This is a genomic window from Peribacillus sp. NPDC097295, assembly GCF_044761665.1.
Lineage (GTDB): Bacteria > Bacillota > Bacilli > Bacillales > DSM-1321 > Peribacillus.
Genome location: NZ_JBIWCW010000001.1, coordinates 577774 through 603451, shown reverse-complemented (window position 1 = coordinate 603451; position 25678 = coordinate 577774). Strand labels below are relative to the sequence as shown.

The following is a 25678-nucleotide window of genomic DNA, read 5'->3' as shown; positions in this document are numbered from 1 at the left end:
AAGATAACGGCGAAGGGAAATGTAGTTCTGAAGTACGTGAAGTTAAAACCCTTAATCATCCATGTGATTGAGGGTTTTTAAATTTTCTAGTATACCGAATAAAGACTTATAGAAAATTAGTTTAACATGGTAAAGTTTTTGATAAATAGCACCCACATCACACACCTAAGTTCCTAACTCCAATATTGTTACTAAATATCCATTTTTGATAATATTATCCTTTCCTAGAATCTACTATGGTAATATAATACTGCGTTTGCGGAAAGTATTAACGGAGAAGGAACATATAAACTTACAGGTACTTTAAATAATGGATATGTAGGAATAACAAGTACTATTAAATTGGTTAAGCTGAACAAAACTAAGAAAAATGCTTATGTTAAGCTATTTTTAGAGCAAGGAGAGAATCAAAAAATGAGCATGGATGTAAGTGTTTCACCTATGTATGCTATTTTTGGGATATTGGAGATAGTTCTTACTGTGTTGGCTATTCCTGCAATTATATACGGTTTATATTTATTACGTAAGATATCAAAAAAATAGCATGGAGAGTCGGTTAGCTTTTAAAAAAAGCTGATCGACTTTTTTTAGTAAAAATTAACATTTTTTCGTTGACTCTCTTTTTTTGAAGTGGTATATTTATTCCAATCTAAGAAAAGGTGTGGTGTTTTATGTCGGGAGTAGGTATCAACTAATTTAGTTGAATAAGGTGTTTAATCACTGTTTTTATTAGTGTATTAAGTGTGCCTTTTTTACAGTGTTATTCTGCACTGTAGATACCTACCTTAAGACTGCTTCCTTTTCCATAATCGTGTAACATGAAGGTGTTACGGCGAAAAGTATGGTGGGATTTGTCCTGCCATGCTTTTTTGTTGTACATGAGTCTCTTTGATCTGCCTATTATGTTCGTGATGAAGGTCCTTATTATAGATAAGACCGATGCCCGCAGGAGCTTTCTACTCAAATGAACAGTTGTTCATTTGTATAGGTAGGAGGTCATTTGCGGGCATTTTTTTTTGAAATCGAGGTTGGAATTTCACTTAGTCAAGGAGGATGATGTCATGAATACAACGACATTTGATAAATTACAATATAGCGAACTGAAAGAACGAGTCAAAAGCCATTGCGTTAGTGGGTTAGGTAAAGCGCTGTTGGATCAACTTCAGCCAAGTTCCCTGTTCAATGTTGTGAAGATTCGATTAAATGAAACAACCGAAGCCAGGCAGTTATTGAATGCCGACAACCATATTCCTCTAAAAGGAATAACGAATGTGGGGAACTTCATTGTGAAGCTAGAAAAAGGAATGATTTTAGAACCCGCTGAATTGGTTGCCATCGCTGATTTCTTAAGAGGTTGCCGGAATATTAAAAAGTTCATGGAAGATAAAGAGTTTTTCGCCCCCACCCTGCATGCCTATGCCCATTCCATGACTGAATTCAGGAGCATCGAAGAAGAGATTCAGTTCGTTATAAAGGGGAATATGGTCGTTTCCGAGGCGAGTAAGGAATTGAAACGTATCCGAAACCAAATCGGTAAAACCGAGAGCAAGATAGAGGAGCGCTTGAATAAATTCTTAAAAAGTGGAGCGAATAAAGAGTTCATTCAGGAGTTTTTCATTAGTAAAAAGGATGATCGCTTTACGATTCCGATTAAAGCATCTTATAAAAACCAGGTGGCTGGAACCATTGTAGAAGTTTCATCTAAAGGGGCCACCGTATTCATGGAACCAGCTGCCGTGACGAAGTTAAATGTAGAATTAACCAGTTTAAAAGCTGAAGAATCAATGGAAGTGTACCAATTATTGGCGACCCTTTCCGGTACGATTTATGAGCAACTAAAACCGATCAAGGTAAATATCGAACTCATCAGTCAATACGACATGATTTTCGCAAAAGCCAAGTTCAGCAAAAGCATGGATGCCATCGAACCAAAAATCAATCATCATGGATATATCCTGTTAAAGGGTTGCAGGCATCCTCTTTTGCCTCAAGATAGTGTTCCATTAGATTTCGAGTTGGGTAAGGATTATCGCAGTCTCATTATCACGGGTCCTAATGCTGGCGGTAAAACGGTGGTCCTGAAAACCATCGGGATCCTCACACTGGCCATGATGTCGGGGTTTCACATCCCAGGAGAAGAAGGAACAGAACTCGCTGTCTTTGATCACGTATTTGTAGATATCGGCGATAATCAAAGCATCGAAAACGCGCTCAGTACTTTTTCGTCACATATGAAAAACATCTCGGATATTATGAGTGCAGCTTCCAATCATACTTTACTTCTATTCGATGAAATAGGAAGTGGGACTGAACCAAATGAAGGAGCGGCGTTAGCCATTGCGATACTGGAGGAGTTTTATAAAATGGGCTGCCTGACGGTTGCAACCACTCATTATGGAGAAATCAAACGTCATTCGGAAAGACATAGTGATTTCATGAATGCGGCGATGCAGTTCAATAATGAAACATTAGAGCCCATGTATAAACTGTTGATTGGTGAATCGGGGGATAGTAACGCCCTTTACATTGCTAGAAAAATGAATGTTCGTGAAACGGTCTTGCAAAAGGCAAGGCGTTATATCGACAATAAAGACTATGATTTAGACCGCGTCGAAGCACATAAAATCAAAAAAACGAAGGTCCAATCGCCAACAAAAGAAGACGTGTATGAATTTGAAGTGGGAGATAGAGTAAAGGTAAACGAACTGAACGGGGAGGCTATTGTATATAAGAAAAAAGATGCCCACAACCATGTCGTGGTGTTTTTCGAAGATACCTTTATAGAGATCCAAGCGAAAAGACTAGAACTTACATTAAAAGCAAGCGACCTATATCCAGAGGTCTATGATCTAGATTCACTATTTGTCAGGTATGAAGAACGGAAATTACAGCACGATCTCAAACGGGGATCTAAAAAAGCTTTAAAGAAAATTGCTTCTGATATACGTAAAGAACGTAAGGAATGAATAGAAAGAAGAGAATTATTTTGAAATCTATACAAATTTCTGCATGATTGTCTATTTATAAAAAGTTCTCTTCCTTATGTTATAAACCCGCATCATGTTTCATTTTAAAGGCTACCTTTCATTACTAGGAAACTCGCTTTAAGACTTAGCGAGTTTTTTCTACTGAAAATAAAACGGACGCGATTATCAATACGCCAGGAGATGCAGATTTAGCAACGGATGGAGATATGGACATTGCACATGCATTGTTATGAGCTGATCAGCAGGGGGGAAGTAAAGGGTCGATCGACTATCTTTTTTTCAATGAAATAAATCAGTCGTTAAATTACTAACCATGATGGTCGTATCGGGTAACTGGTGGTCTCCAGAGCCTTTTCACAAATGAATTAGACTAAGTATCTTTTGGGTACCTCCTGCAAAGAATTAGTTTGGATATATAATTGACATTGAGAATCATTTTCATTTATATTAGAGAAGTAATGAAAACAATTCTCAATTAGGTAGGTGAGTAGATGAAGGTATTTATTGGCTATGTTAGTTTATCCGGTAATACCGAGAAAATGGCAATCATCATGAAGAATAGATTGGCGGCTGCTGGCTGTAAAGTCTATATGGAAAGATTGGATACCGTTGAAGTAGACACCTTAAAGGAATATGATTTGGCCTTTATCGGTTTATATACATGGAATAAAGATGAAGTACCTTATGAAGCGAAGGAATTTTATGAAGAGATTGAACAAATACATCCTCCCAACGTGAAGGTTGCCTATTTTGGTTCAGGTAACTTAAATGATGAAAATCCTTGTGCCGCGATACATATTCTTTCAGAAAAAATGAAAGAACGGGGATTTCAAGTGTATGATTCTATCTTAAAAGTCCATCAAGAACCTACTATATATGATCAAGTGAAGAAATGCGAAGAGTTTGCAGATCATGTTCTTATATGGGGGAGAAAAAAGAGAAAATGGAGATTTTTATCGTTGAATGGAATGTTACTTTTTCCAAAATACGATGGGTCTGCTTATTTATGAAGGAGGGTTTTCATGAGAACCCAAATAGATAAAAAGGGAGAAGTCAATAAAGATCAGATAATCCAAGAACTACTGAAATTTGGTATTTTTAAAAAATATAATAAACAACTATACGAACTACCATTTGTGGTCCTCCAAAAAGAATTCAATCAGCTAAGAGGTGAATGAAGAATGCCGAGAAAAAGAATATCTTTTGATCAACTGCTTAAAGAAAACCGGAACCATTTACTTCAAGATAAAAGGGAGGTAGAACGTATATTTATCAAGATTGATCAAAAAGCGACGGGTGAGTTAAAGAAAAATCAACAGGTACAGTCATGATGGGTCAGTCATACAAGGAAAAAACCGAAAACGATCTTGGTTTTCGGTTTTTTCCTTGTGTGTTATCAAAAGGCTGTTTGTAAAGAATGTTGTTTTGATAATAGTACATGCACAACAAAAATATTTGTATAATAAACCTTCTTTTTCCGATTTATAGGAAAATGTAGACGGGATTTAAAATGAATAAATGTTGAGAGGATAAAAGAAGTATGACTAGAAACAAATATTTGAAAGTTATAATACCGTTAGCTCTTATTGTAATCTGCGTTTATTGGTATTTCTCTAATAAGGTAATATCAGGAACTTCAGAAAATGGAGTGTGGAAGGTAACGTATTCAAAAAATAAAGATGCCAGTGAACCATATGGATGGGAGGGTCATTTACATCAAAGAAATAACGACAGCGTAACTGTAAAATCTATTATAGTCGAAGAAAATGATACAATTAATACACGTATCGATAGTTTTGAAGAAGGCAGGTCAGAAGATGGAAAAGTTACTGATCTGCATCCCTTTTCAGATGATTTTTACTTAGGACCTAAGCCACCAAAAGGCACAACTGTATCCGTAGTTTGGGAGCTTAACGATAAAATATATACTGATATAGTTAAAATTAGGTAGATGTTAAATGGACAGCAGAAATGCTGTCTCAGTTTGTCGACAAAAGGAGCACCGACCTTTTTAAAAAAATTCCCTTAGATTAGTCATCCAACCTCTACTCTTTTGCCCGCGAAACACTTCGAATATATAGATTTCACTTGTTGATAACGCAATGTTGATTGGAACGGAAGGTACGAGACTCCTGCGGGACATGCGCGTCTAGGGGAGACACCGAAGGCGAAGCAGACGGGGCTCCCCGACCGCCCGCGGAAAGCGAGTGCCTGTAGTGGAAATCAACGTTCACATTGACAAACACACTTTTCATCGAATTTGTCTACAGTCTAGGACAGCAGAAATGCTGTCTAATTTAATTTTCAAAAATATTGCGGGCACAGCCACAATAAAAAGCCGATTGGTTTTATTTAAACCAATCGGCTATATGGACGTTCCTATATTTAATCGTTATGCTTTTACCGTTTTTCGTACTTGGCTTGCATGTAATTTTTTCATGGCCAATCTAGCAATAGGCTGTGCAATTAACGTTTCAACCCAAAATGCGATGAAAAAGTTACGAGGCCAGCTATAAAAGAACCTTTGAAACGGTTCCCAACTGATTTCCCCCATGCCAATCCAAGACCCCATAATTGTCAGTAGAATGGACAGGATGGTTACGCTAAATAATATCGTGAATAACACCCTGGCATTAAAGCTGTCCGTTGGTTTAACAAACTTTGGTACGAGTTTAGTAACGAGTGGATTGGCAACGAAGGTTACCAATATAACGACACAAACCCATACGATTGGAATGACTTGTAAGGTATCAAAATACACATCTTTATTGAATCCGAATTCGAAACCCATAATAAGTGGTCCGATGATGTTGACTGAAAGAATGGATATGATCGCCAAGAATAATATAAATTCTTTTCCATTCCGTGGTAATCTTGTTTCTTCGTGCATATTGAGACCATCTCCATATTAAAAATATTTCAGATGGCAGACGTATCGTGAGACATATATTTTTGGCCAATAATCATGGCCAATATCTCTACACACTGATTTAAATATTATCTCCTTTTAATATATTTTTTTCAAGACTCCTATTTGAAAAAATTCAATTTAAATGGTAATTCTCCTCTGTAACAGGATAGAATTCTGTGGTTTGTAACTTACCTGGTTGAAAACAATTTTACCCTGACAATTCAAGTATTCATGCTTCAGAAAAACCTTCAACTGCAAACTTGGTTGCATCGAGTTTGCTCATCCGAATCGAACTCATAACACCAAAAATTCCATTGCCACGATATGTAATAAAACATCAATTTCACCAAATCAATCTACCCCATTTTTACCTAATGTCTCTTTTTTGCTCAACAATTGAGCAAAAAAACCTTGAAAGGCTGGAAGCCAGTCAAGGTTCATTTCTTATGTGAAGCCGTTTGAGGGTTCTTGAGAGCCGGCAACAGAATCCCATCAATAAGAGCCGCGTAAGAATCCGGGTCGAACGTCCGCCGTTGAACAAGTCCCTGATAAGCAGCCATGGATATAATAACCTGGCATGCCAACTCCACATCCGCATGAGCGGGAATTTCACCACTGGTTATAGCTCGGTGAATGAGTTCGTGATTTCGGGTATCCCAAGACTCGAAAATCTCGATTCCCCCACCCTCTGATACTTCCATCTGTTGCAAGAAAGATCCCAGCCCCATGAGGACTCGAAGCTTTTTCTCTCCTTCTTCGATCGATTGCGGCTTCAGAAGGGCGAGAAGATCACCACGTAGTGTACCAGTATCAGGCAAATGCTCCAACTCAAGATGACTTTTGTTCATCCATGCCAAGGCTTCCTGGACGAGTTCTGTTTTGGAAGACCAGCGGCGGTATACTGTCGCTTTTCCGGCCTTCGCTTTAGTGGCAACCATATCCATTGTCATACCGTCGAAACCAGCATCGGCAAGAATATCTATGGCTGCTTCAAGAATTTTTGCGTCCTTTGTGTGGTCGCGCTTACGGCCTAATGTTCGCGCAGGCTTTTCAGTCAATACCACAGCTTCTTCGCTTCGCTCGGATGTTTCTGCACTTATTTTCTTCATAGATTTAACCCCTTTTAAACAAAATAAGAAACTTGTTAGTTTCGGAACTTTACAGTTCCGTAATTGTGTGGTTTAATATCATTATCCCACAACGGATGGGAAAATTATAGATACTATTCCAAAAACAAAGGAGATTAAAACCATGCAGAACAAGCCCGTCGCGTTGATTACAGGAGCTAATAAAGGAATAGGATTACAAATCGCAAAGGATCTGGCAGCAAACGACTACACTGTACTCATCGGCTCTCGTAGCTTAGAGAACGGAAAGTCGGCCTCTGCTAGCATTGGTCCTGATGCGCATGCTCTCCAGCTCGATGTGACAAATCAGGAATCAATCTTTGCTGCGGCAGAGCGTATTCGGAACGAATTTGGTCGGCTCGACGTGCTTGTGAACAATGCAGGCATCTCACATGCAGGCAAACCTGGAGATCCGTTTCCGAGCAGTGGCCCGGCAAGTGGGCTTATGACTGTTGCTTCGCTTGAAGACATCCGTGCAGTTTATGAAACGAACGTTTTTGGAGTCATAGCTGTCACACAGGCCATGTTGCCACTTTTACGTGAAGCCCCATCAGCTCGGATCGTCAACATGGGCAGCTCCGGTGGCTCTCTTAGCTGGAATTCTCTTCCAGAAAATCCTCACCGTGCGATGTTTGGAGCCTATTCAGCGTCAAAATCGGCTGTTCATGCGGTGACACTTGCCTTTGCTTTTGCGCTTGAATCAACAAATATCAAGGTCAATGCAGCATGTCCGGGTCATACTTCGACTGCACTTAATAATTTTTCCGGAGCTCGTAGTGTCGAGCAAGGAGCACGTGAAGCAGTCCGGCTGGCGATGCTTGATGCGGATGGCCCAACGGGGACGTTCTCTGATGAGGATGGTGCGGTTGCATGGTAATGAACGTTTATAAAACGATGGATATCATGGTAAGGGGGAGAGCTCAATGCGTGTTTTCTTAACAGGAGCAACCGGGTACATCGGTTCTGCGGTCCTCTGCGAACTCAAAAACGCCGGTCATCAGGTTGTTGGTCTTGCGCGCTCAGACGATAGTGCTGCGAAGCTAAAAGAGGTTGGGGTAGATAGTCACCGCGGCGATATCGATGATCTTGACAGTCTTCGCAGGGGTGCAGCTACTGCAGATGGCGTCATTCATCTAGCATTTAATCACGACTTTTCAAACTTCGACGGGGCACTCACCGCAGATTTGCACGCTGTTGAGGCGATGGGGTCGGCTCTGGAAGGGTCCGGTAAACCGTTCGTCATCACCACCCATAACAACGGATTGGCAGCAGAAAAAGTAATGGTATCGCTAGCTGAGAGCGGAGTGCGAACATCGATTGTCGAGCTTTGTCCTTCGGTACATGGTGAGGGTGACACGGGATTTGTGCCTAGATTAATCCAAATTGCCAAAACAAAGGGCTTCTCAGCTTATGTGGAAGAGGGAACCAATCGCTGGCCCGCAGTTCACCGGCTTGACGCCGCGCATTTATATCGTCTCGCCTTAGAAAATGCCCCCGCCGGTTCAAGGCTAAATGGGGTTGCAGATGAAGGGATACCCTTTCGTGACATTGCACAGGTAATCGGGCAACAACTGAACCTTCCAGTAGTCAGTATTTCAAGAGAAGAGGCAAATGACCACTTCGGATTCCTTGGCACACTTGCCGCACTCGATATTCCAAAATCAAGCACGTCAACTCAGGAACTCTTGAATTGGAAGCCTTTGCAACTTGGGCTGATTGCTGACCTCGAACAACAAGGTTCTTACTTCAATAATTGAATTGAAAACTTCCGTGGACTTATCTATGGTTTACTGGTGCACTTTTATAAAATTCATCATCTAATACGCTCCCTCATCATGTTCATACTAGGAAAACATGCTCCTATTCATACTCTCTGTAACAATTTCTCTCATCATGAAAAAAACAAGGGTTCTATAAAGTAAGAATAATGAATATTTAAAAAGAACGGATTCTACGGCTAGGTAGAATCCGTTCTTTTTGATTCCAATAAACAACCTTGATAATATATTAAGATTTCCATGGAAAGTAAGTAGCGGGAATAACATGTTAGTGGGTCATATCAAGGAAGTTGTGCAACATCCTGTTAAATCGTTTCGTGGGGAGAACGATTATGGGATCTATGGAGATCGTAGTCATGCATTTTTGGATGAAACCAGACCAGGTAAATTTTTAACAATCACTCAAGTATCAAGCATGATTTGTAGGGGAAGAGTCGATGGAGGCTTATCCAAAAGTTGAAATTACCACACCGGAAGGGAAGGTAGTCGATTGGGGAGATGTGGACTTAATGAGGGACATGGAAATCGAATCCAAACGGAAGATTTCCCTCATTGAATATTTGCCTACCCAAGTACCTTTAGGGTCAATCGAAGTTGAACATATTCAACTGGTTACGGATGCGTCCCTGAATGAATTGCAAACGATATGGGGAAAATCGACTCTCGATTATAGACGCTTTCGCCCCAACTTCCTCATCTCCTTAAAAAACCCCATCCCATTTATAGAAGAAACATGGTTCGGCAAACGATTAAAGATAGGAAAAAGCGTCGAAATCGAAATGAAAAGACACTGTGAAAGGTGCATGATCAGCACGGTGGATCATGACAATGCCAACCGAGATCCGTCCTTGCAAAAAAACGTTCTACAGAATCGAGATAATCATTTTGGCGTATATGTTTCTGTCATTCGAACCGGGGAAATATGTGTCGGAGATGAAGTTGTTCTACTAGACTGAAAATAGGAATACTGCCTACTACCAAGGATAGGCAGTGTTTTTAAATTATGGTAATATTTAGATAAATATTTTATAACTATAAGAAAAAGAAAGTGGTGTGGGGATTATGTTAGTACATAAGATAGATGAAGAAGTATCTTTGAGAATGTTTAATAAAGATGATGCTGTCGAGTTCTACAACCTGATCATTCAATCTAAATCCTATTTAAAAGAGTGGCTTGGATGGCTCGATCATACAAAGCGTGTAGAAGATACTGCCCAAAATATTCAATCAAGATATAGAGAGCTGATTGATAATGGGGGATATCCACAATCGTTTGCCATTATTTATAATGGAAGAATTGCAGGTACAATCGGATTTAATACAATAAACAAGGCTAATAAAATGGGTGTTGTGGGTTATTGGTTAGGCGAAGAATTTCAAGGTAAAGGTATAATGTCTAAAGCATTTAAAGCATTGATCGATTACGGATTTATCGACTTACAGCTAAATCGAATTGAAGTGAGGGTCGCCGTTGAAAATAGAAAAAGTAGAGCGCTTCCTGAGAGGTTCGGTTTTATGGAAGAAGGACGAATAAGACAAGCAGAGTGGTTATATGACCATTATGAAGATCACGTTATTTATGGACTGTTGGCTAATGAATGGAACTGATGGAAAGGGTCTATATTTAGCGGGGGAGGTTTTGTAAATGCGTCACCATTTGTCATCGTATTTCTGGAAATTACTTTGGTTAGCGGGCTTATTCGCCTTGATCATTAGTAGCTCTAAAATTGATGGGAGCATTCAAAAGAAAGTCGATGAAACGTTTGTAATCGAGCCACTATTTTGGTTCGATACCATTGCACCAATTGTGTGTGGTGTCTACCTGTCGCTGCTTTTCGTGAAGGGGTGGGCGTTCAAAGTCCATATGCCTCTTTTTTTATGCGTGACCATTCCCTGTCTACTTCTTTCATTATATGTACCAAGCGTTTATACCTTTTTCCCAAACGTAGAACACTTACCCGACCCCTATTGGCTGCTTTCTAGGGATGGTTTCAAGATCATACCAATTGTAGCTGGGTTGATGCTCTTTCCAAGCCTATTCGGGACCAAACGGGATTCCATGTAAAGGGGAGTGTGGTTGAATTAACGCATTGCGTGGTCGAATTAATGGATTCTGTGGTTGAATTATTGCCTATCGTGGTTGAAATCACGCCAGGGAAGTGACGAGTAATTTTTACCGCCCTTGTTTTTTGGATAGCAGATTCTATTTTTCTCCAAAAGAAAGAATTCCTTATTGAGAGATAAGAATGAGCTTGGAAGTGATTTGCCAAGCTCATTTTTAAGTTACTAGCTGTTATGTATGTCTTCTTGTTGATCTGTTAGCTCATTTTCTTCCTCATCTTCTGACGGTTCATGAATCGCATTCATATCTTTCATCATGTTTTGTTCGACATCTTCCATTCGGTTTTCCAGTTCGTTTAAGCGTTCAGACTTCGCTTCGCTAAACACGCCCCGTGAAGCGTCCATTTTCATTTCACTTGCTATGCTTCTATGTTCACGTTCCATGGAGTTCTTCACTTGATACACATTTTCGATACGGTCCAAGGATTGTGAAGATTTGATTAGGGAAGCCTGTGTGTCAGTTCCCGTCAATTCCTCTTCTTCGGTTTTCTTTTCTTTCCCTAGTGCCTTTTGACGCTCTTCCATTTCCATATCGGCTATTTGCTGATCGATTTCCGTAATTTGTAGCTCGAATTGTTTAAGTTGGTCTTCAATGGAAGAAATGTCTTGTCCTTTTTCCAATGTTCGTTCGGTTAAGTTGCTTTTCATTTCTTGAATGCCTTCACGTTGCTTCATGAGACCTTCAATCATGGAGGTTTGCTTTTGTTGCATTTGCCCGAATAATTGGAGCGAACTGCCGCTAATCGTGACTGTATCCTTTTTGGCAAATGAACTTTCTGATGCCGCTGCCTTTACTTGTTGGTGCTCAGGTTGTTTATATAACGGAACAGATTCCGTTCCAAAAGAAATTTTCATCGAATACCCCCTATCCACTTTATATATCGGCTCAAGGGTGAAAATTCATTAGTAAGTGGAGTGGCAAAATAACATTTCCTAGACTTCTATAAATGGTAAAATTAAGGTGATGATACATAACTGGACCGATGGAGGGATTAAATTGAAAAAAAGAATGATAGGTATGACCATCCTGTGCTTACTCTTTCTAATCGGCTGTTCGAAGTCGAAAGAACCGACATTCGAGGATTTTTTTCACGCGGAGATGGAGAAAACGAAGGAAGAGTATGGAAAGGAGTTTAATTATTCCTATTCCCTCGTATATACGAATGTCCATAAGTTGAACCAACATCAAGATAGCATAGCCATCTTCACTGAGCATAATCCAAATGGAGATCAAATTTTCATTGCTTATTTTGAAAAAGAAAATGGGAAGTGGGAGTGGAAGCAAACACGGGGAGCCGAGTGGGATAGCGCTGTTCAATGGTCTTCAATGAGCGAAGAACCATACATATACTCAGGTACGCTTACCGACGACTCTATTACAAATGTGTTTGCAGGTGATGAACCAGCCGAAATCATTGAAGTAGAGGAAGGGAAAAGGTTTTGGTATGCCATTAGCGATGTACAAAACGTTAAAGTGAAAGCGGTAAAGGAAGATGGCAGCGAAGAAAATGTCAAAGAAATAGATGAAGAGCTTATGAAGAATGAGGGGAAAAAATAAAAAGCCGTCTAGGATCCCCTATTACTATTGTTCAAATTGTGGATACATCCTTGGTTCTTATGTGGATAAACCCGATGATTTAGCTATGTGAAAATAATCGGGTGCTATGTATGCAATGCTTCTTAAGTGATTGTTCGTTATAATGAACTAACCATTCGATAGCTCTGCATTTTCATTCCATCTTGAAAAGGTATGTTCCTATCGTATTTTGAAAGGATAGAGGTAGGAGGAGATCATGTGAGAGAAGCAAGAATTTCTGAAGAAAAAATGAAGAAGCTGCTCGTATGGATTTTCATACTATGTCTGTTCGATGCTGTGGTAACCGATTTTGGTATCCAGGCAGGGTACATAAGAGAATTGAATCCCCTCATGAAAGAGGTGTATCAATGGAGCCGAATCTTTTTCTACGGATGCAAGCTTTTCCTTCCTTTGCTTCTATTGTGGATCTATCCGAGGTTGGAGCACCGGAAAATGGTGAACGGGGGAGCAGTGTTTTGTTTGGCAACTTATGCGGCAGTCACGGTATACCATGTTGCCTGGATGTTGATAGTTTTGAAGGGTCTGTTCATAGACCGATAAAAATGAATATTGACCGATATATCATTGAAATGGACCGATAAAAACCACAAATTGACCGATATATCTTCCGATGGATAAAAAAAGAATAATTGCCGCGTAGGCAATTATTCATTATATGTAATCATTTAGTTGTTGTCATTGTTGTTAAGGGCCTCTCCGCCCTTTTTACCGATCTCTTGATAAAACTCTTTGTCGTGATTTTTCGAAGTGACTTCTCCACCTGTACGACCAGCTTCTTCTCGACTCATCTTGTTATCGTTAGCCATGTTAATCACGCCTATAAAAGTTTTTGTATTGCTTACAGTTTAATATATATCCGGGTTTTTTATCTAGTAAGCATCTATTATCAAAAAAACTAACATTGTGCGAATTAACTAGAATACCATCCAATACTAGATTAAAGCTAATTGGATGCTCGTCCAATTTGTATAAGTAAAAAAGATGACCACTACATTTTTGGTCATATTTAACAAGATCCGGTTATTTCTATGCTCCATTTCCTTGTTTTCTTGAACAAAAAAAGGGAGGTTAATGTGCTGCGGGAATTTTTCAAGGATACTTAATCCAATCCAAATGATTACCCCAAAAAGCGGAAGAGCAATTACGCTTCCTTTCGAGCCCCAAATTTTCACTTCCCCGAAATTAAATTGAAAGGGAATCCGACTTGGTAAAGACGACCATTCCGTAATTATGTATAGGAGACTAGCAATCAGAAATAAGAGAGAAATGATATCCAAGATCATCTCTAATGGCGTTCTATTACGTTTTACAATCTGCCGCAGCTGTTTGATTCCTCTCATCCCCATTTCAATAATAAAACTTTCCGGTATAAAAGCATTTGACACTATCTCTATTTTAGCATGGGGGTTGCGAACAAAGTGAATCTATCCAAAATAATCCTCTCTATCAAGGAAAATGAATCATCATTAAAAGCATATTGTGAAGGTGAAATGTTATATAAAAATTCAATTCACCTATCTGTATGTATTTTCGTATCAGAAGATGATTTGTGGAAATTGATACATTTTTGAAAGAAAGTAAAGTATAAAGCCCTTCTATTAAAAAAGCCGATTCACATTCAAATTTTGAACGTGAATCGGCTTTTTTGATGAATCCATTTCGTGATTGAAAAATGGCTAGTATCTAGACTGAGAGGTTATTCTTTGCCGATAGACCATTTACCATCTTGTATTATATACTCTCCATTTCGCGTTCGAACTGGATCTTGAGAAATAGACTTTTTGTTCGACATTGCTGTACAGTTCATCTGGATAATACTTTTGGGAAACTAATAAGTACTCTTTGCCTTTTTTCTTATAGTATGTGACTTTCACTGGCTGAGCTCTTTCGTAAGCTTTGGCATCGTCCCAGATGAATCCATACATAATATAGTAATAAGGAAAGTCAGTTGGTATAACTTGATAGAGGGTGTTTCCAGATTTATCTTTTCCAGATTTCCAAAAGTCATATTTAATAAACTTATTAATAAAGGCATCTGTAAAGGCTGGTGACAACTTCGCTTTAATCTGTTTTTTTGTATACGACTTATCAAGGCTATCCTGTAATTTTATCGCCTTGTCGGTGAGCTTTTTTGCTTCTGTCTTTGACATTGTTTTATAGTAGCGTAAATAATCATTCGAGGTATAGCTCGACTTTCCTTTGTAGGTGAATTTCGCCCAACCATTCTTTACAGAAAGAACGTTGAGTTTATCTTTATTGTACAATTTTCCAACTGATTTATGCTTGCTACCTGGACCGCTTCTGACATTTAAGTACCCTGATTTAATATCAACATAAGCTGTTTTCCCACTGGCAGCTTGAACCTCTAATCGAGGAGAGAAGCTGAATATTAGAGTCAATAGTAATAAGGAAGCAATAATAATTTTTAATGATTTGTTATTTTTCATCCGTTCCTCCTGGTAAAAATATCAATTAATATAAATACATACTACTACTTAAGTAAGTGGGTGTAAATACCTATTCTGATATAATTTATATTCATTATCCAGATTTTAGCGAAAGTTACTTGAGGGATAGGGGATAAGCTAAGCAAGATCTCTTTTGTAAATTGAGCAAATATGTTCACTTTAACAAACACTGAAGCTATGTCTTGCAGTCTAAGACAAACAGGATATATTCGGCTTTGGAATCCGCACCTTGGATAATCGTCTACTCTTTTTATTAGCCAGATTCATAGTATACAGACAGGTGAATTAAGGAGGAAATGAATTGCATAAAGATAAAAAACATAAAAAGTGTAAGCATTGTGGACATAAAAAATGTCAGTGTGAATCTAACCGTAAACATAAAAAGAGTAATCAAAATGATGTAAGGCAAGAAGTAAAAGTGGATATAAGATTACCTGGAGGAAGTGAACCGATAAGTCCAACTGGATCCACGGGACTTACGGGAGTCACCGGAATTACTGGACCAACAGGAACAACTGGATCGACTGGTGAAACAGGATCTACTGGAGTATCAGGGCCAACTGGAGAAACGGGAGCAACAGGGGTAACTGGACCAACTGGAGAAACAGGAGCACCAGGTATAACTGGATCTACTGGTGCAACGGGATCAGGGTTAGAGGATGCGGTAACTTTTAATCCGGCAGAAGCCCCGGGTTATCCCGCAGGCCAGATTGTAGAATATGAAGGAAGCCTTTATCGAGCAAATGTTGCGGGTCCTACAGGAATCCCCGGTCAATCGCCAGATTATACATTACTTGTATCGGGCGGGCCAACGGGACCGACTGGAGAAACGGGAGCAACAGGAATAACAGGCTCTACCGGTGCTACGGGAGCAGGTTTGGATGATGCAGTAGTTTTTGATCCAGCTGCAGCACCAGGCTATCCCGCAGGTCAAATTGTAGTGTATGAAGGAAGCCTTTATCGAGCGAATGTAGCGGGCCCGACGGGAATTCCCGGTCAATCGGCAGATTATACATTACTGGTATCGGGTGGGTCAACGGGTGTAACAGGACCGAGTGGTGTAACAGGTGCTACGGGAGAAACGGGAGCGACAGGAGTAACTGGCTCTACTGGTGCGACGGGATCAGGGTTAGAGGATGCGGTAACTTTTAATCCGGCAGAAGCCCCGGGTTATCCCGCAGGTCAAATTGTAGTGTATGAAGGAAGCCTTTATCGAGCGAATGTAGCGGGTCCTACGGGAATTCCCGGTCAATCGGCAGATTATACATTACTTGTATCGAACGGGCCAACGGGACCGACTGGAGAAACGGGAGCTACGGGAATAGTAGGACCGACTGGAGCAACTGGCGAAATAGGAGCAACAGGACCGAGTGGTGAAACAGGTGCTACGGGAGAAACGGGAGTACCAGGTATAACTGGATCTACAGGAGCAACGGGAGCAGGTTTGGATGATCTTGTAGCTTTTGATCCAGCAGAAGCCCCGGGTTATCCCGCAGGTCAAATTGTAGTGTATGAAGGAAGCCTTTATCGAGCGAATGTGGCAGGTCCGACAGGAATCCCAGGTCAGTCCGCAGATTATACACTCCTTGTGTCAAGTGGAGGTACGGGCGTAACTGGAGCTACAGGAGAGACAGGAGCTACAGGAGAGACAGGAGCCACAGGAGCCACAGGAATAACAGGGACGACCGGAGCAACAGGATCAGGTCTAGGTGATGCAGTAGCTTTTAACCCAGCTGCAGCCCCAGGTTACCCAGAAGGTCAGATTGTAGAATATGAAGGAAGTCTCTATCGAGCGAATGTAGCAAGTCCTACAGGAATTCCTGGTCAATCGGCAGATTATACCTTGCTTGTATCAAGCGGCGCAACGGGAGTCACTGGACCGACGGGAGAAACAGGGATTACAGGAGCCACTGGTGAAACAGGATCACCTGGTGCAACAGGAGCTACAGGAGATATTGGCCCAACAGGGGCAACTGGAGATGCGGGAGCCACAGGTACGACCGGAGCGACGGGAGCAGGTTTAGATGATGCAGTAGCATTTGATCCAGCTGCAGCACCAGGTTATCCGGCAGGCCAGATTGTAGAATATGAGGGAAGTCTCTATCGAGCGAATGTAGCAAGTCCTACAGGAATTCCTGGCCAATCGGCAGATTATACCTTGCTTGTATCAAGCGGCGCAACGGGAGTCACTGGACCGACGGGAGAAACAGGGATTACAGGAGCTACTGGTGAAACAGGACCAACTGGTGTAACGGGGGCAACAGGAATTACCGGATCAACGGGTGTTACCGGTGCAACAGGTCTAACCGGAGCCACCGGCTTAATTGGAGCGACAGGCTTAACGGGAGCCACGGGTGTTACTGGTGCAACAGGAATCACGGGAATAACTGGTGTTACTGGAGCGACAGGAATTACCGGAGCAACAGGCCTCACGGGATCAACGGGTGTTACCGGTGCAACAGGAGTTACCGGAGTTACCGGATCAACAGGTCTAACAGGGTCAACGGGCTTAACGGGAGCGACAGGTCTCACGGGAGTAACTGGTGTTACTGGAGCCACAGGAATTACAGGATCAACAGGCCTCACGGGATCAACGGGTGTTACCGGATCAACAGGTCTAACAGGGTCAAAGGGCTTAACCGGATCAACAGGTTTAACAGGGGCCACAGGGCTTACTGGAGCAACGGGCTTAACAGGGGCTACAGGGTTAACAGGAGCCACGGGAGTAACCGGAGCCACGGGAGTAACCGGAGCCACAGGCCTTACCGGAGCAACAGGCTTAACGGGAGCGACAGGTGATACTGGTGCCACGGGTGTTACCGGATCAACAGGTCTCACGGGAGCCACAGGAATTACCGGATCAACGGGTCTAACAGGAGCCACAGGAATTACTGGAGCAACGGGTCTCACGGGAGCGACAGGAGTTACCGGAGCAACAGGCTTAACAGGAGCGACAGGTGATACTGGTGCAACTGGCTTAACGGGATCAACAGGAATTACCGGATCAACGGGTCTCGCGGGAGCGACAGGAGTTACCGGAGCAACGGGCTTAACAGGAGCCGCAGGAATTACCGGAGTAACAGGTGTTACTGGTGCAACAGGTCTAACAGGATCAACAGGTGTTACCGGAGCAACAGGTCTCACGGGAGCCACAGGAATTACCGGATCAACGGGCTTAACAGGGGCTACAGGGTTAACAGGAGCCACGGGAGTAACCGGAGCCACAGGCCTTACCGGATCAACGGGCTTAACGGGAGCGACAGGTGATACTGGTGCCACGGGAGTAACCGGATCAACGGGTGTTACCGGAGCAACAGGTCTCACGGGAGCCACAGGAATTACCGGAGCAACAGGTCTCACGGGAGCCACAGGAATTACTGGAGCAACGGGTCTCACGGGAGCGACAGGAGTAACCGGAGCAACGGGCTTAACAGGAGCGACAGGTCTCACCGGAGCCACGGGTGTTACCGGAGCCACAGGCCTTACTGGAGTAACAGGAGTAACAGGAGCGACAGGAGTAACCGGAGCCACGGGTGTTACCGGAGCCACAGGTCTCACGGGAGCCACAGGAATTACCGGATCAACGGGTCTAACAGGAGCTACAGGAATTACTGGAGCAACTGGTCTCACCGGATCAACGGGCTTAACGGGAGCCACAGGAATTACCGGATCAACGGGTCTAACAGGAGCCACAGGAATTACCGGAGCAACGGGTCTAACAGGAGCCACAGGAATTACTGGAGCAACGGGCTTAACGGGATCAATGGGAATTACTGGAGCAACGGGCTTAACGGGATCAACGGGAATTACTGGAGCCACGGGTCTCACGGGAGCGACAGGAGTAACCGGAGCAACGGGCATAACAGGAGCGACAGGAATTACCGGAGCAACGGGTGTTACTGGAGCGACAGGTTTCACGGGAGCCACAGGTCTAATAGGGGCAACAGGCTTAACGGGATCAACAGGAATTACAGGAGCCACGGGTGTTACTGGTGCAACAGGTCTAACAGGATCAACAGGGGTTACCGGATCAACGGGCTTAACGGGAGCGACAGGTGATACTGGAGCCACGGGAGTAACCGGATCAACGGGTGTTACCGGATCAACAGGTCTCACGGGAGCCACAGGAATTATCGGATCAACGGGTCTAACAGGAGCCACAGGAATTACTGGAGCAACGGGTCTCACGGGAGCGACAGGAGTTACCGGATCAACGGGCTTAACAGGAGCAACTGGTCTCACCGGAGCAACGGGCTTAACGGGAGCGACAGGAATTACCGGAGCCACAGGTCTCACAGGTTCAACAGGAATTACCGGATCAACGGGCTTAACAGGAGCGACAGGTCTCACGGGAATAACGGGTATTACTGGAGCCACAGGAGTTACTGGGGCGACAGGCCTTACTGGAGTAACAGGAGTAACAGGAGCGACAGGAGTAACCGGAGCGACAGGTCTCACCGGATCAACGGGCTTAACAGGAGCGACAGGAGTTACCGGAGCCACGGGAGTTACCGGAGCCACGGGAGTTACCGGAGCAACAGGTCTCACGGGAGCCACAGGAATTACCGGATCAACGGGTCTAACAGGAGCTACAGGAATTACTGGAGCAACTGGTCTCACGGGAGCAACGGGCTTAACAGGGGCAACAGGATTAACAGGAGCAACGGGTGTAACGGGAGTAACCGGGGCCACAGGGCTTACTGGAGCAACGGGCTTAACAGGATCAACAGGGGTTACGGGATCAACAGGTCTAACAGGGTCAACGGGCTTAACAGGGTCAACAGGAATTACAGGAGCCACGGGTGTTACTGGAGCGACAGGTCTCACGGGAGTAACTGGTGTTACCGGAGCCACGGGCTTAACAGGAGCGACAGGTCTCACCGGAGCCACGGGTGTTACCGGAGCAACAGGCCTTACTGGAGTAACAGGAGCGACAGGAGCCACAGGAATTACTGGAGCAACTGGTCTCGCCGGAGCCACGGGCTTAACCGGAGCCACGGGCTTAACGGGAGCGACAGGAATTACCGGAGCCACGGGCTTAACAGGAGCCACAGGAATTACCGGAGCCACGGGTGTTACTGGAGCGACAGGTCTAACAGGGGCCACAGGGCTTACTGGAGCAACGGGTGTAACGGGATCAACAGGAATCACGGGAGCCACAGGAGTTACTGGGGCGACAGGCCTTACTGGAGTAACAGGCGCGACCGGAGTGACGGGAGCAGGTGTTACAGGAGCAACAGGTGCAACCGGGGCCACCGGAACAGGACCACAAGTATTTTTTACTGAGGTAGCTGGTCCAATCGCTCTTCCGTTAACAGGTGAAACAACAGTGGCTACGCTGAATGTACCAACTACTGTTGGACAGAACGTCAAAGTGGACTATGCCGTATCCATTGATGTAAATACATTGGCAAATGCCAATTTAACCGTGCAGACTCGTCTATACCGTAATGGAACGTTAATCGACACGCGTTCGGTTCAAAGGAGTTTAAATGTTGCTGAAACGGCGAGATTTCCAGTTTCGTCCACCAATGTTAATCCGGCTACGGTCACTGGTACCACAACCTATGATGTTAGGATTGCCTTCACGACGGCTTTAAGTATATCGACATCAAGTGCTATAAACATTGATTTGAATGCGATACGCTTTCCTTGATGAAGTGAAGAGTAAGTTGAGTAAAGGAATAACTGTCTAAAAGTCCGTAAGTTCTAGTGTATATTTAAAAAGAGGCAGAAATGTTGTCATATCAACGTTTCTGCCTTTTGTTATTTATTCAATTCTGTGTAAATTTTTCTTGAAGAAGGGAATCAGACAGTGGGGATTTAACCAAAATAAGTTTGTTCATCGGATAGACAAACTAAATTCGCCATGCTATAATCAATTGAAATATTTGGAATATTTGGGTATTTTTTTAGATAAAAAAGGGAGGTTAACTAAATGGGTACACGTAAGGGGTTACTAAATGTTTTAATGGTATCTTTATTAGTATTTATCCTGGCAGCCTGTGGGCAGGATACAGGTAAAAATGTAAGCGGTACCAAAGAGAAGAAAGTGGATAAGGCGATTAAAATCGGTCTTTCCGTTTCAGACTTATCTTTAGAAAGATGGCAGCATGATAGAGATTTATTTGTGAAGAAGGCGGAAGAACTAGGTGCGGAAGTAGTCGTTCAATCAGCAGATGGTGACGAAGCGAAACAATTGTCGCAGATTCAGAATATGCTTTCACAGGGAATTGATGCACTGGTTATCATTCCAATCAATTCTGATTCCCTAACACCTGTTGTGGATCAAGCTAAAGCGGAAGATATTCCTGTATTAGCCTATGACCGTTTAATCAATAACTCAGAAATCGATGCCTATGTTTCCTTCGATAATATCCGCGTTGGAGAGATGCAGGCAGAATACTTAGTGAAAAAAATGCCTAAAGGGAAGTACTTCCTAATGGGTGGCTCACCTACGGATAACAATGCAAAGATGTTTAGAGAGGGACAGATGAATATTATCCAACCTCTTGTAGATAAAGGCGACATTGAAGTCGTAGGAGATCAATGGGCTAAGAACTGGGATGCAAACGAAGCACTGAAAATTATGGAGAATGCACTTACAGCTAATAAAAATAAAATTGATGCGGTTGTTGCTTCAAACGACAACACGGCTGGTGGAGCTATTCAGGCCTTATCAGGACAAAACTTGGATGGAAAAGTAGTGATCTCGGGGCAAGATGCAGATGTCACTGGGGTTCAGCGTATTGCAGAAGGTACGCAATCCATGACGGTTTATAAGCCAATTAAAACGATTGCGACAACGAGTGCAGAAGTAGCGGTTAAACTTGCAAATGGAGAGAAGGTTGAAGCGGAAGGATCCATTAACAATGGGAAAATGGATGTTCCGTTCATTAAGCTTGATCCAATTATGGTAGATCAAGAGAATATCATGGATACAGTTGTGAAAGACGGCTTCCATTCATACGAAGATGTTTATAAAAATGTTCCTGAGAGCGAGCGTCCCAAAAAACCGTAAAAGTGAAAGCGTAACAAGGAATGTGGGGGAGCAGAGTCTTCCCCTATTCTTACTAAGGAGGTTATCAATCGACATGGGTACTTTCGCGCTTCAAATGGAAGGCATTACAAAAGTATTTCCAGGTGTAAAGGCGTTAGATAACGTGACTTTTTCCGTGCGTAAGGGTGAAATTCATGCGTTGTGTGGTGAAAACGGAGCTGGGAAATCAACGTTAATGAAAATTTTAAGTGGTGTATACCCGGCAGGTACGTATAGTGGTCAGATTGTGATTAATGGAAAAGAAGTATCCTTTAAATCAATAAAGGAGTCGAGAGAGAGCGGTGTATCCATTATTCACCAAGAACTTGCCCTTGTAAATGAAATGACGGTTGCCGAGAATCTATTTCTTAGTCATGACCTGATGAGACAAAAAGTGATTAATTGGAACAAGATTGATGCACAAGCGCAGAAGTGGCTTACCCACATTGGATTGTCGATTGATCCGCACACAAAGGTTGGGGAGTTAACGGTAGGAAAACAGCAATTAATCGAAATTGCGAAGGCTCTTACCAATAAAACGGATATTTTAATTCTAGATGAACCGACTGCTGCTTTAACAGAAAGTGATGTGGAGATTTTAATAGGGCTATTAAAGGATTTGAAATCGAAGGGTGTTACATGTATTTATATCTCTCATAAACTTGGAGAAGTCATGAAACTAGCTGATACCGTAACAATCTTGCGTGATGGCAAAACAATCAGCACCGATTCCATTATTGATATGTCAGAGGACAAAATAGTAACCAAAATGGTGGGAAGGGAACTAACGGAGCTTTTCCCCTACAAAACTCGACCAATAGGAGAACCAGTCTTGGAAGTGGAGAACTATTCTTCCTTTGAAGCGCATACTGGGAAAGCAGTCATCAAAGATGTGTCATTCCGATTGAAAAAAGGAGAAATTCTTGGCTTTTCTGGATTGATGGGTGCCGGAAGAAGCGAGCTATTCACTGGCCTTTTTGGAGGAACTAATGAGAAGAAGCAAGGAAAAGTGATGATTGATGGAAAAGAAGTCACTATTCAAAAGCCGGCCGATGCCATTAAAGAAGGCTTAGCTTATGTTTCGGAAGATCGAAAAAGGTACGGCCTTATCCTAGGGATGGACATTGCGAAGAACACGACACTTGTTGCATTAAACAAAGTCATGAAATTCAATATCATTGATGATGCTCTTGAGGTGAAGCGTGCGGATGAAATCACAAGAAAAATGAAATTAAAGGCCCCTAACCTTGAAACTAAGGTCGGTCAGTTGAGCGGTGGGAATCAGCAAAAGGTTGTCCTCAGTAAGTGGATATTGAATAATCCCAAAATCCTTATTTTAGATGAACCGACAAGAGGAATTGACGTAGGCGCCAAATATGAAATCTATAAAATTATTAATGAGCTCGCAGACCAAGGAGTAGGCATTGTCCTTATATCATCTGAATTACCAGAGATTCTTGGGATGTCGGATCGAGTATTAGTCATGACAGAAGGAAGAATCAGTGGTGAATTCACAAGAAAAGAAGCGACACAGGAAAAAATCATGGCATGTGCCACGGGAGGGAAGTTTAGTGAACAGTCCATTGCCGACTAATAGCAATGTAGTGCCAAAAGAAAGCAAAAAATTGAGCTTTAAACTGGATTTTCAAGCGTATACATTAATCATTGCACTCATTTTAATCGCCGTCATTTTCGGTTTTTTTACAAATGGCGAATTTTTATCTTCGCGTAATTTATCCAATTTGTTCACGCAGATGTCTGTTGTTGCCGTCCTTGCGATTGGCATGACGCTTGTTATCGTCTCCGGCCATATTGATTTATCCATTGGATCTCTAGTTGGTTTAACGGGTGGTATCGCAGCCATTCTCCAAGTTTGGTTTGGGATGAGTACAGGTGTTGTCGTCCTTGCTGCCATTGTAGTTGGGGCCATTGCAGGCTTATGGCAAGGCTGGTGGGTCGCCTATCGTAATGTACCAGCTTTTATTGTCACACTGGGCGGTATGTTGATTTTCCGTGGAATTCTGATCGGAATTAGTGAAGGTCAGACAGTTGCCCCGTTGAATGATAGCTTTAAACACATTGGTAACAGCTACATACCATATATTTGGGGGTATTTGATTGCGGCAATCGGCATTGTCCTCCTTTTTGTGTTAACAGCACGAACGAGAGCGAAACGCCAAAGCATGGGCTTATCTGTTCCTTCTACTCTAGTTGACTATGGAAAAATGACCGTCTATTCCTTCTTCACTCTATTCATTACATATATGCTGAATCGTTATTTAGGAATCCCGATTGCAATGTTAATTGCTGTTTCATTTGCCGGATTATTTCTTTTCGTATCCCTGAAGACGTCTTTTGGACGATATGTATATGCGATCGGTGGGAACGTTGAGGCAGCAGCACTTTCAGGGATTAACATTAAACGTAATGTCTTGTACGTCTTTATCTTAATGGGGGCACTTGTGGGGTTGGCTGGCGTGCTTTTAACAAGCAGGTTAAATGCGGCAACAGTGAGTGCAGGTAACATGCTTGAATTAGATGTAATCGCCGCCTGTGTCATCGGTGGAACCAGTTTAATGGGTGGAAAAGGAAAAATCGTGGGTGCGATTATTGGTGCACTTATCATGGCCAGCATTGATAATGGAATGAGCATGATGAATATCGAGACGTTTTGGCAATACATCGTTAAAGGGTTGATTTTGATATTTGCTGTATGGCTGGATATTTCAAACAAAAAATAATAGTCCATTTAATAGGAAGAAACAGGTGAAATCTGTTTTACAAAAAAACGCCACTTGGCGTTTTTTTACTTCCCACTAACGAGCTTTAAACAAAGAATGCGTCTGTTAGTCAGGAAACATTATTTTTTTTTAGTTCTATCATGTTACTAATAAACCCGATAAAGCCACCAACGATAAATAATAGAGGAATAAATAAAGAACTAGATTGGGGATAGCCAGTTATCAAACGATAGCCTCCCCAAATACATATAACAAGGCAACTTATTAATCCAATAATCACTCGTATCCTTTTGATCATGTCAATGACCTCCAGCCGTTTCTTGCTAAATGGTTATGATCCTTTACCAGTCCTTACGATCACGTAAAGTAGTAATATGGGCAAGATGGTGTCGACCATGCCAAGCGTAGATGCCTATATTTTCACCGACTGAAACTTCGCCCGAATCCGGATGGATAAATGTCTTTTTCATATCAGAAGGACTTAGGCTATGTAAAAGTGTGCTCCAACGTCGGTGCAATGTCCCTAGCAGCGATAAAGAAATATCAACTGGTAATGTGTAATCCGGAAGTTCAGCCCATTTCGCTTCTTCATATGGCTTGATTACTGGCTGGTGTTCCGTAAGAGCCAGCCTAAAACGGATATAGGCATTCATGTGGCTATCCGCAATGTGGTGCACCACTTGTCGAACCGTCCATCCTCCGACACGGTAAGCCGTATCAAGTTGTTCATCATCCAAGTCTTGAACAGCTTCCCGTAATAATCTAGGTAACGCTTCAATCTCATATATCCAACTCTCAATCAGACTAGGAGTCATCTCCCCATCCAATTCAAAATGACCAATGGGATATCTCTCGTCCATCTACAATTCCTCCTTTAAAAACCTTTGTAATGATTAAGTTCTTTGTCCT

The 25678-nt window shown here is 42.4% G+C and carries 22 protein-coding genes and 2 pseudogenes; 16 read left to right on the top strand and 8 right to left on the bottom strand.

The genetic code is table 11. From position 1 onward, the window contains the following. Positions 1–1061: 1061 nt before the first annotated feature. The 5 genes from ACIQXN_RS03045 (at position 1062) to ACIQXN_RS03025 (ending at position 4938) form a co-directional block, all read left to right on the top strand. Positions 1062–2966, top strand: coding sequence for an endonuclease MutS2 (locus ACIQXN_RS03045; RefSeq protein WP_402961607.1), 1905 nt, complete (start codon positions 1062–1064; stop codon positions 2964–2966). Between the two features lie 512 nt (positions 2967–3478). Next, the gene (locus ACIQXN_RS03040; RefSeq protein WP_402961605.1) at positions 3479–3997 is read left to right on the top strand and encodes a flavodoxin domain-containing protein; all 519 of its coding nucleotides are present in this window, start codon (positions 3479–3481) and stop codon (positions 3995–3997) included. 12 nt (positions 3998–4009) lie between these two features. Beyond that, complete coding sequence (locus ACIQXN_RS03035; protein ID WP_402961603.1) at positions 4010–4165, top strand: Fur-regulated basic protein FbpA; 156 nt, start codon at positions 4010–4012, stop codon at positions 4163–4165. 3 nt (positions 4166–4168) lie between these two features. After that, positions 4169–4318 carry an FbpB family small basic protein gene (locus ACIQXN_RS03030; RefSeq protein WP_402961601.1) on the top strand — a complete coding sequence of 50 codons (150 nt, stop codon included), beginning with the start codon at positions 4169–4171 and terminating at the stop codon, positions 4316–4318. A gap of 209 nt (positions 4319–4527) precedes the next feature. Continuing rightward, on the top strand, positions 4528–4938 hold the full coding sequence (locus ACIQXN_RS03025; RefSeq protein ID WP_402961599.1) for a hypothetical protein: 411 nt from the start codon (positions 4528–4530) through the stop codon (positions 4936–4938). 441 nt (positions 4939–5379) lie between these two features. Here the strand turns inward: ACIQXN_RS03025 and ACIQXN_RS03020 are convergent, their stop codons facing one another. Both ACIQXN_RS03020 and ACIQXN_RS03015 read right to left on the bottom strand, forming a co-directional pair. Beyond that, positions 5380–5877, bottom strand: coding sequence for a hypothetical protein (locus ACIQXN_RS03020; protein WP_402961597.1), 498 nt, complete (start codon positions 5875–5877; stop codon positions 5380–5382). A 458-nt stretch (positions 5878–6335) separates the two neighbouring features. Beyond that, a complete protein-coding gene (locus ACIQXN_RS03015) occupies positions 6336–7007 on the bottom strand; it encodes a TetR/AcrR family transcriptional regulator (protein WP_402961595.1) in 672 nt (223 codons plus the stop codon). A gap of 142 nt (positions 7008–7149) precedes the next feature. On the opposite strand from ACIQXN_RS03015, the gene ACIQXN_RS03010 reads away from it, so the two are divergent. From ACIQXN_RS03010 to ACIQXN_RS02990, 5 genes and pseudogenes are all read left to right on the top strand, one after another. Further along, positions 7150–7902, top strand: coding sequence for an SDR family NAD(P)-dependent oxidoreductase (locus tag ACIQXN_RS03010; protein WP_402961593.1), 753 nt, complete (start codon positions 7150–7152; stop codon positions 7900–7902). 46 nt (positions 7903–7948) lie between these two features. Continuing rightward, complete coding sequence (locus tag ACIQXN_RS03005; RefSeq protein ID WP_402961591.1) at positions 7949–8782, top strand: SDR family oxidoreductase; 834 nt, start codon at positions 7949–7951, stop codon at positions 8780–8782. A 286-nt stretch (positions 8783–9068) separates the two neighbouring features. Further along, positions 9069–9759: pseudogene (locus ACIQXN_RS03000) on the top strand (MOSC domain-containing protein). A 106-nt stretch (positions 9760–9865) separates the two neighbouring features. Continuing rightward, positions 9866–10411, top strand: coding sequence for a GNAT family N-acetyltransferase (locus ACIQXN_RS02995; protein ID WP_402961589.1), 546 nt, complete (start codon positions 9866–9868; stop codon positions 10409–10411). A gap of 37 nt (positions 10412–10448) precedes the next feature. After that, on the top strand, positions 10449–10868 hold the full coding sequence (locus ACIQXN_RS02990) for a hypothetical protein (protein WP_402961587.1): 420 nt from the start codon (positions 10449–10451) through the stop codon (positions 10866–10868). 221 nt (positions 10869–11089) lie between these two features. Here the strand turns inward: ACIQXN_RS02990 and ACIQXN_RS02985 are convergent, their stop codons facing one another. Beyond that, the gene (locus ACIQXN_RS02985) at positions 11090–11779 is read right to left on the bottom strand and encodes a hypothetical protein (RefSeq protein ID WP_402961585.1); all 690 of its coding nucleotides are present in this window, start codon (positions 11777–11779) and stop codon (positions 11090–11092) included. 142 nt (positions 11780–11921) lie between these two features. Between ACIQXN_RS02985 and ACIQXN_RS02980 the strand changes: the two genes are divergently transcribed. Together ACIQXN_RS02980 and ACIQXN_RS02975 are read left to right on the top strand one after the other, a co-directional pair. Beyond that, a complete protein-coding gene (locus ACIQXN_RS02980) occupies positions 11922–12482 on the top strand; it encodes a hypothetical protein (protein WP_402961583.1) in 561 nt (186 codons plus the stop codon). A 237-nt stretch (positions 12483–12719) separates the two neighbouring features. Beyond that, complete coding sequence (locus tag ACIQXN_RS02975) at positions 12720–13061, top strand: DUF5658 family protein (protein ID WP_402961581.1); 342 nt, start codon at positions 12720–12722, stop codon at positions 13059–13061. 137 nt (positions 13062–13198) lie between these two features. Here the strand turns inward: ACIQXN_RS02975 and ACIQXN_RS02970 are convergent. From ACIQXN_RS02970 to ACIQXN_RS02960, 3 genes and pseudogenes are all read right to left on the bottom strand, one after another. Next, a pseudogene (locus ACIQXN_RS02970) lies at positions 13199–13327 on the bottom strand (KGG domain-containing protein); the annotation flags it as partial. A gap of 126 nt (positions 13328–13453) precedes the next feature. Beyond that, the gene (locus tag ACIQXN_RS02965; RefSeq protein ID WP_402961579.1) at positions 13454–13861 is read right to left on the bottom strand and encodes a DUF1648 domain-containing protein; all 408 of its coding nucleotides are present in this window, start codon (positions 13859–13861) and stop codon (positions 13454–13456) included. A gap of 378 nt (positions 13862–14239) precedes the next feature. Beyond that, the gene (locus ACIQXN_RS02960; protein WP_402961578.1) at positions 14240–14968 is read right to left on the bottom strand and encodes an SH3 domain-containing protein; all 729 of its coding nucleotides are present in this window, start codon (positions 14966–14968) and stop codon (positions 14240–14242) included. A gap of 322 nt (positions 14969–15290) precedes the next feature. On the opposite strand from ACIQXN_RS02960, the gene ACIQXN_RS02955 reads away from it, so the two are divergent. From ACIQXN_RS02955 to ACIQXN_RS02940, 4 genes are all read left to right on the top strand, one after another. Next, positions 15291–20645 (top strand): beta strand repeat-containing protein, encoded by a 5355-nt coding sequence (locus ACIQXN_RS02955; RefSeq protein ID WP_402961576.1) that lies wholly within the window; start codon positions 15291–15293, stop codon positions 20643–20645. A gap of 282 nt (positions 20646–20927) precedes the next feature. Then, on the top strand, positions 20928–22010 hold the full coding sequence (gene xylF / locus ACIQXN_RS02950; RefSeq protein ID WP_402961574.1) for a D-xylose ABC transporter substrate-binding protein: 1083 nt from the start codon (positions 20928–20930) through the stop codon (positions 22008–22010). Between the two features lie 73 nt (positions 22011–22083). Then, positions 22084–23622, top strand: coding sequence for a xylose ABC transporter ATP-binding protein (locus ACIQXN_RS02945; protein ID WP_402961572.1), 1539 nt, complete (start codon positions 22084–22086; stop codon positions 23620–23622). Continuing rightward, entirely contained in the window at positions 23600–24769 is a 1170-nt protein-coding gene (locus ACIQXN_RS02940) for a sugar ABC transporter permease (RefSeq protein ID WP_402961570.1), read from the top strand. Before ACIQXN_RS02945 ends, ACIQXN_RS02940 begins: the two co-directional genes overlap by 23 nt. 109 nt (positions 24770–24878) lie before the next feature. On the opposite strand, the gene ACIQXN_RS02935 is transcribed toward ACIQXN_RS02940, so the two are convergent. Next, positions 24879–25067: a hypothetical protein gene (locus tag ACIQXN_RS02935; RefSeq protein WP_402961568.1), complete on the bottom strand. Its 189-nt coding sequence runs from the start codon at positions 25065–25067 to the stop codon at positions 24879–24881. 43 nt (positions 25068–25110) lie between these two features. Next, entirely contained in the window at positions 25111–25629 is a 519-nt protein-coding gene (locus ACIQXN_RS02930) for a YfiT family bacillithiol transferase (protein WP_402961566.1), read from the bottom strand. Positions 25630–25678: the final 49 nt, after the last annotated feature.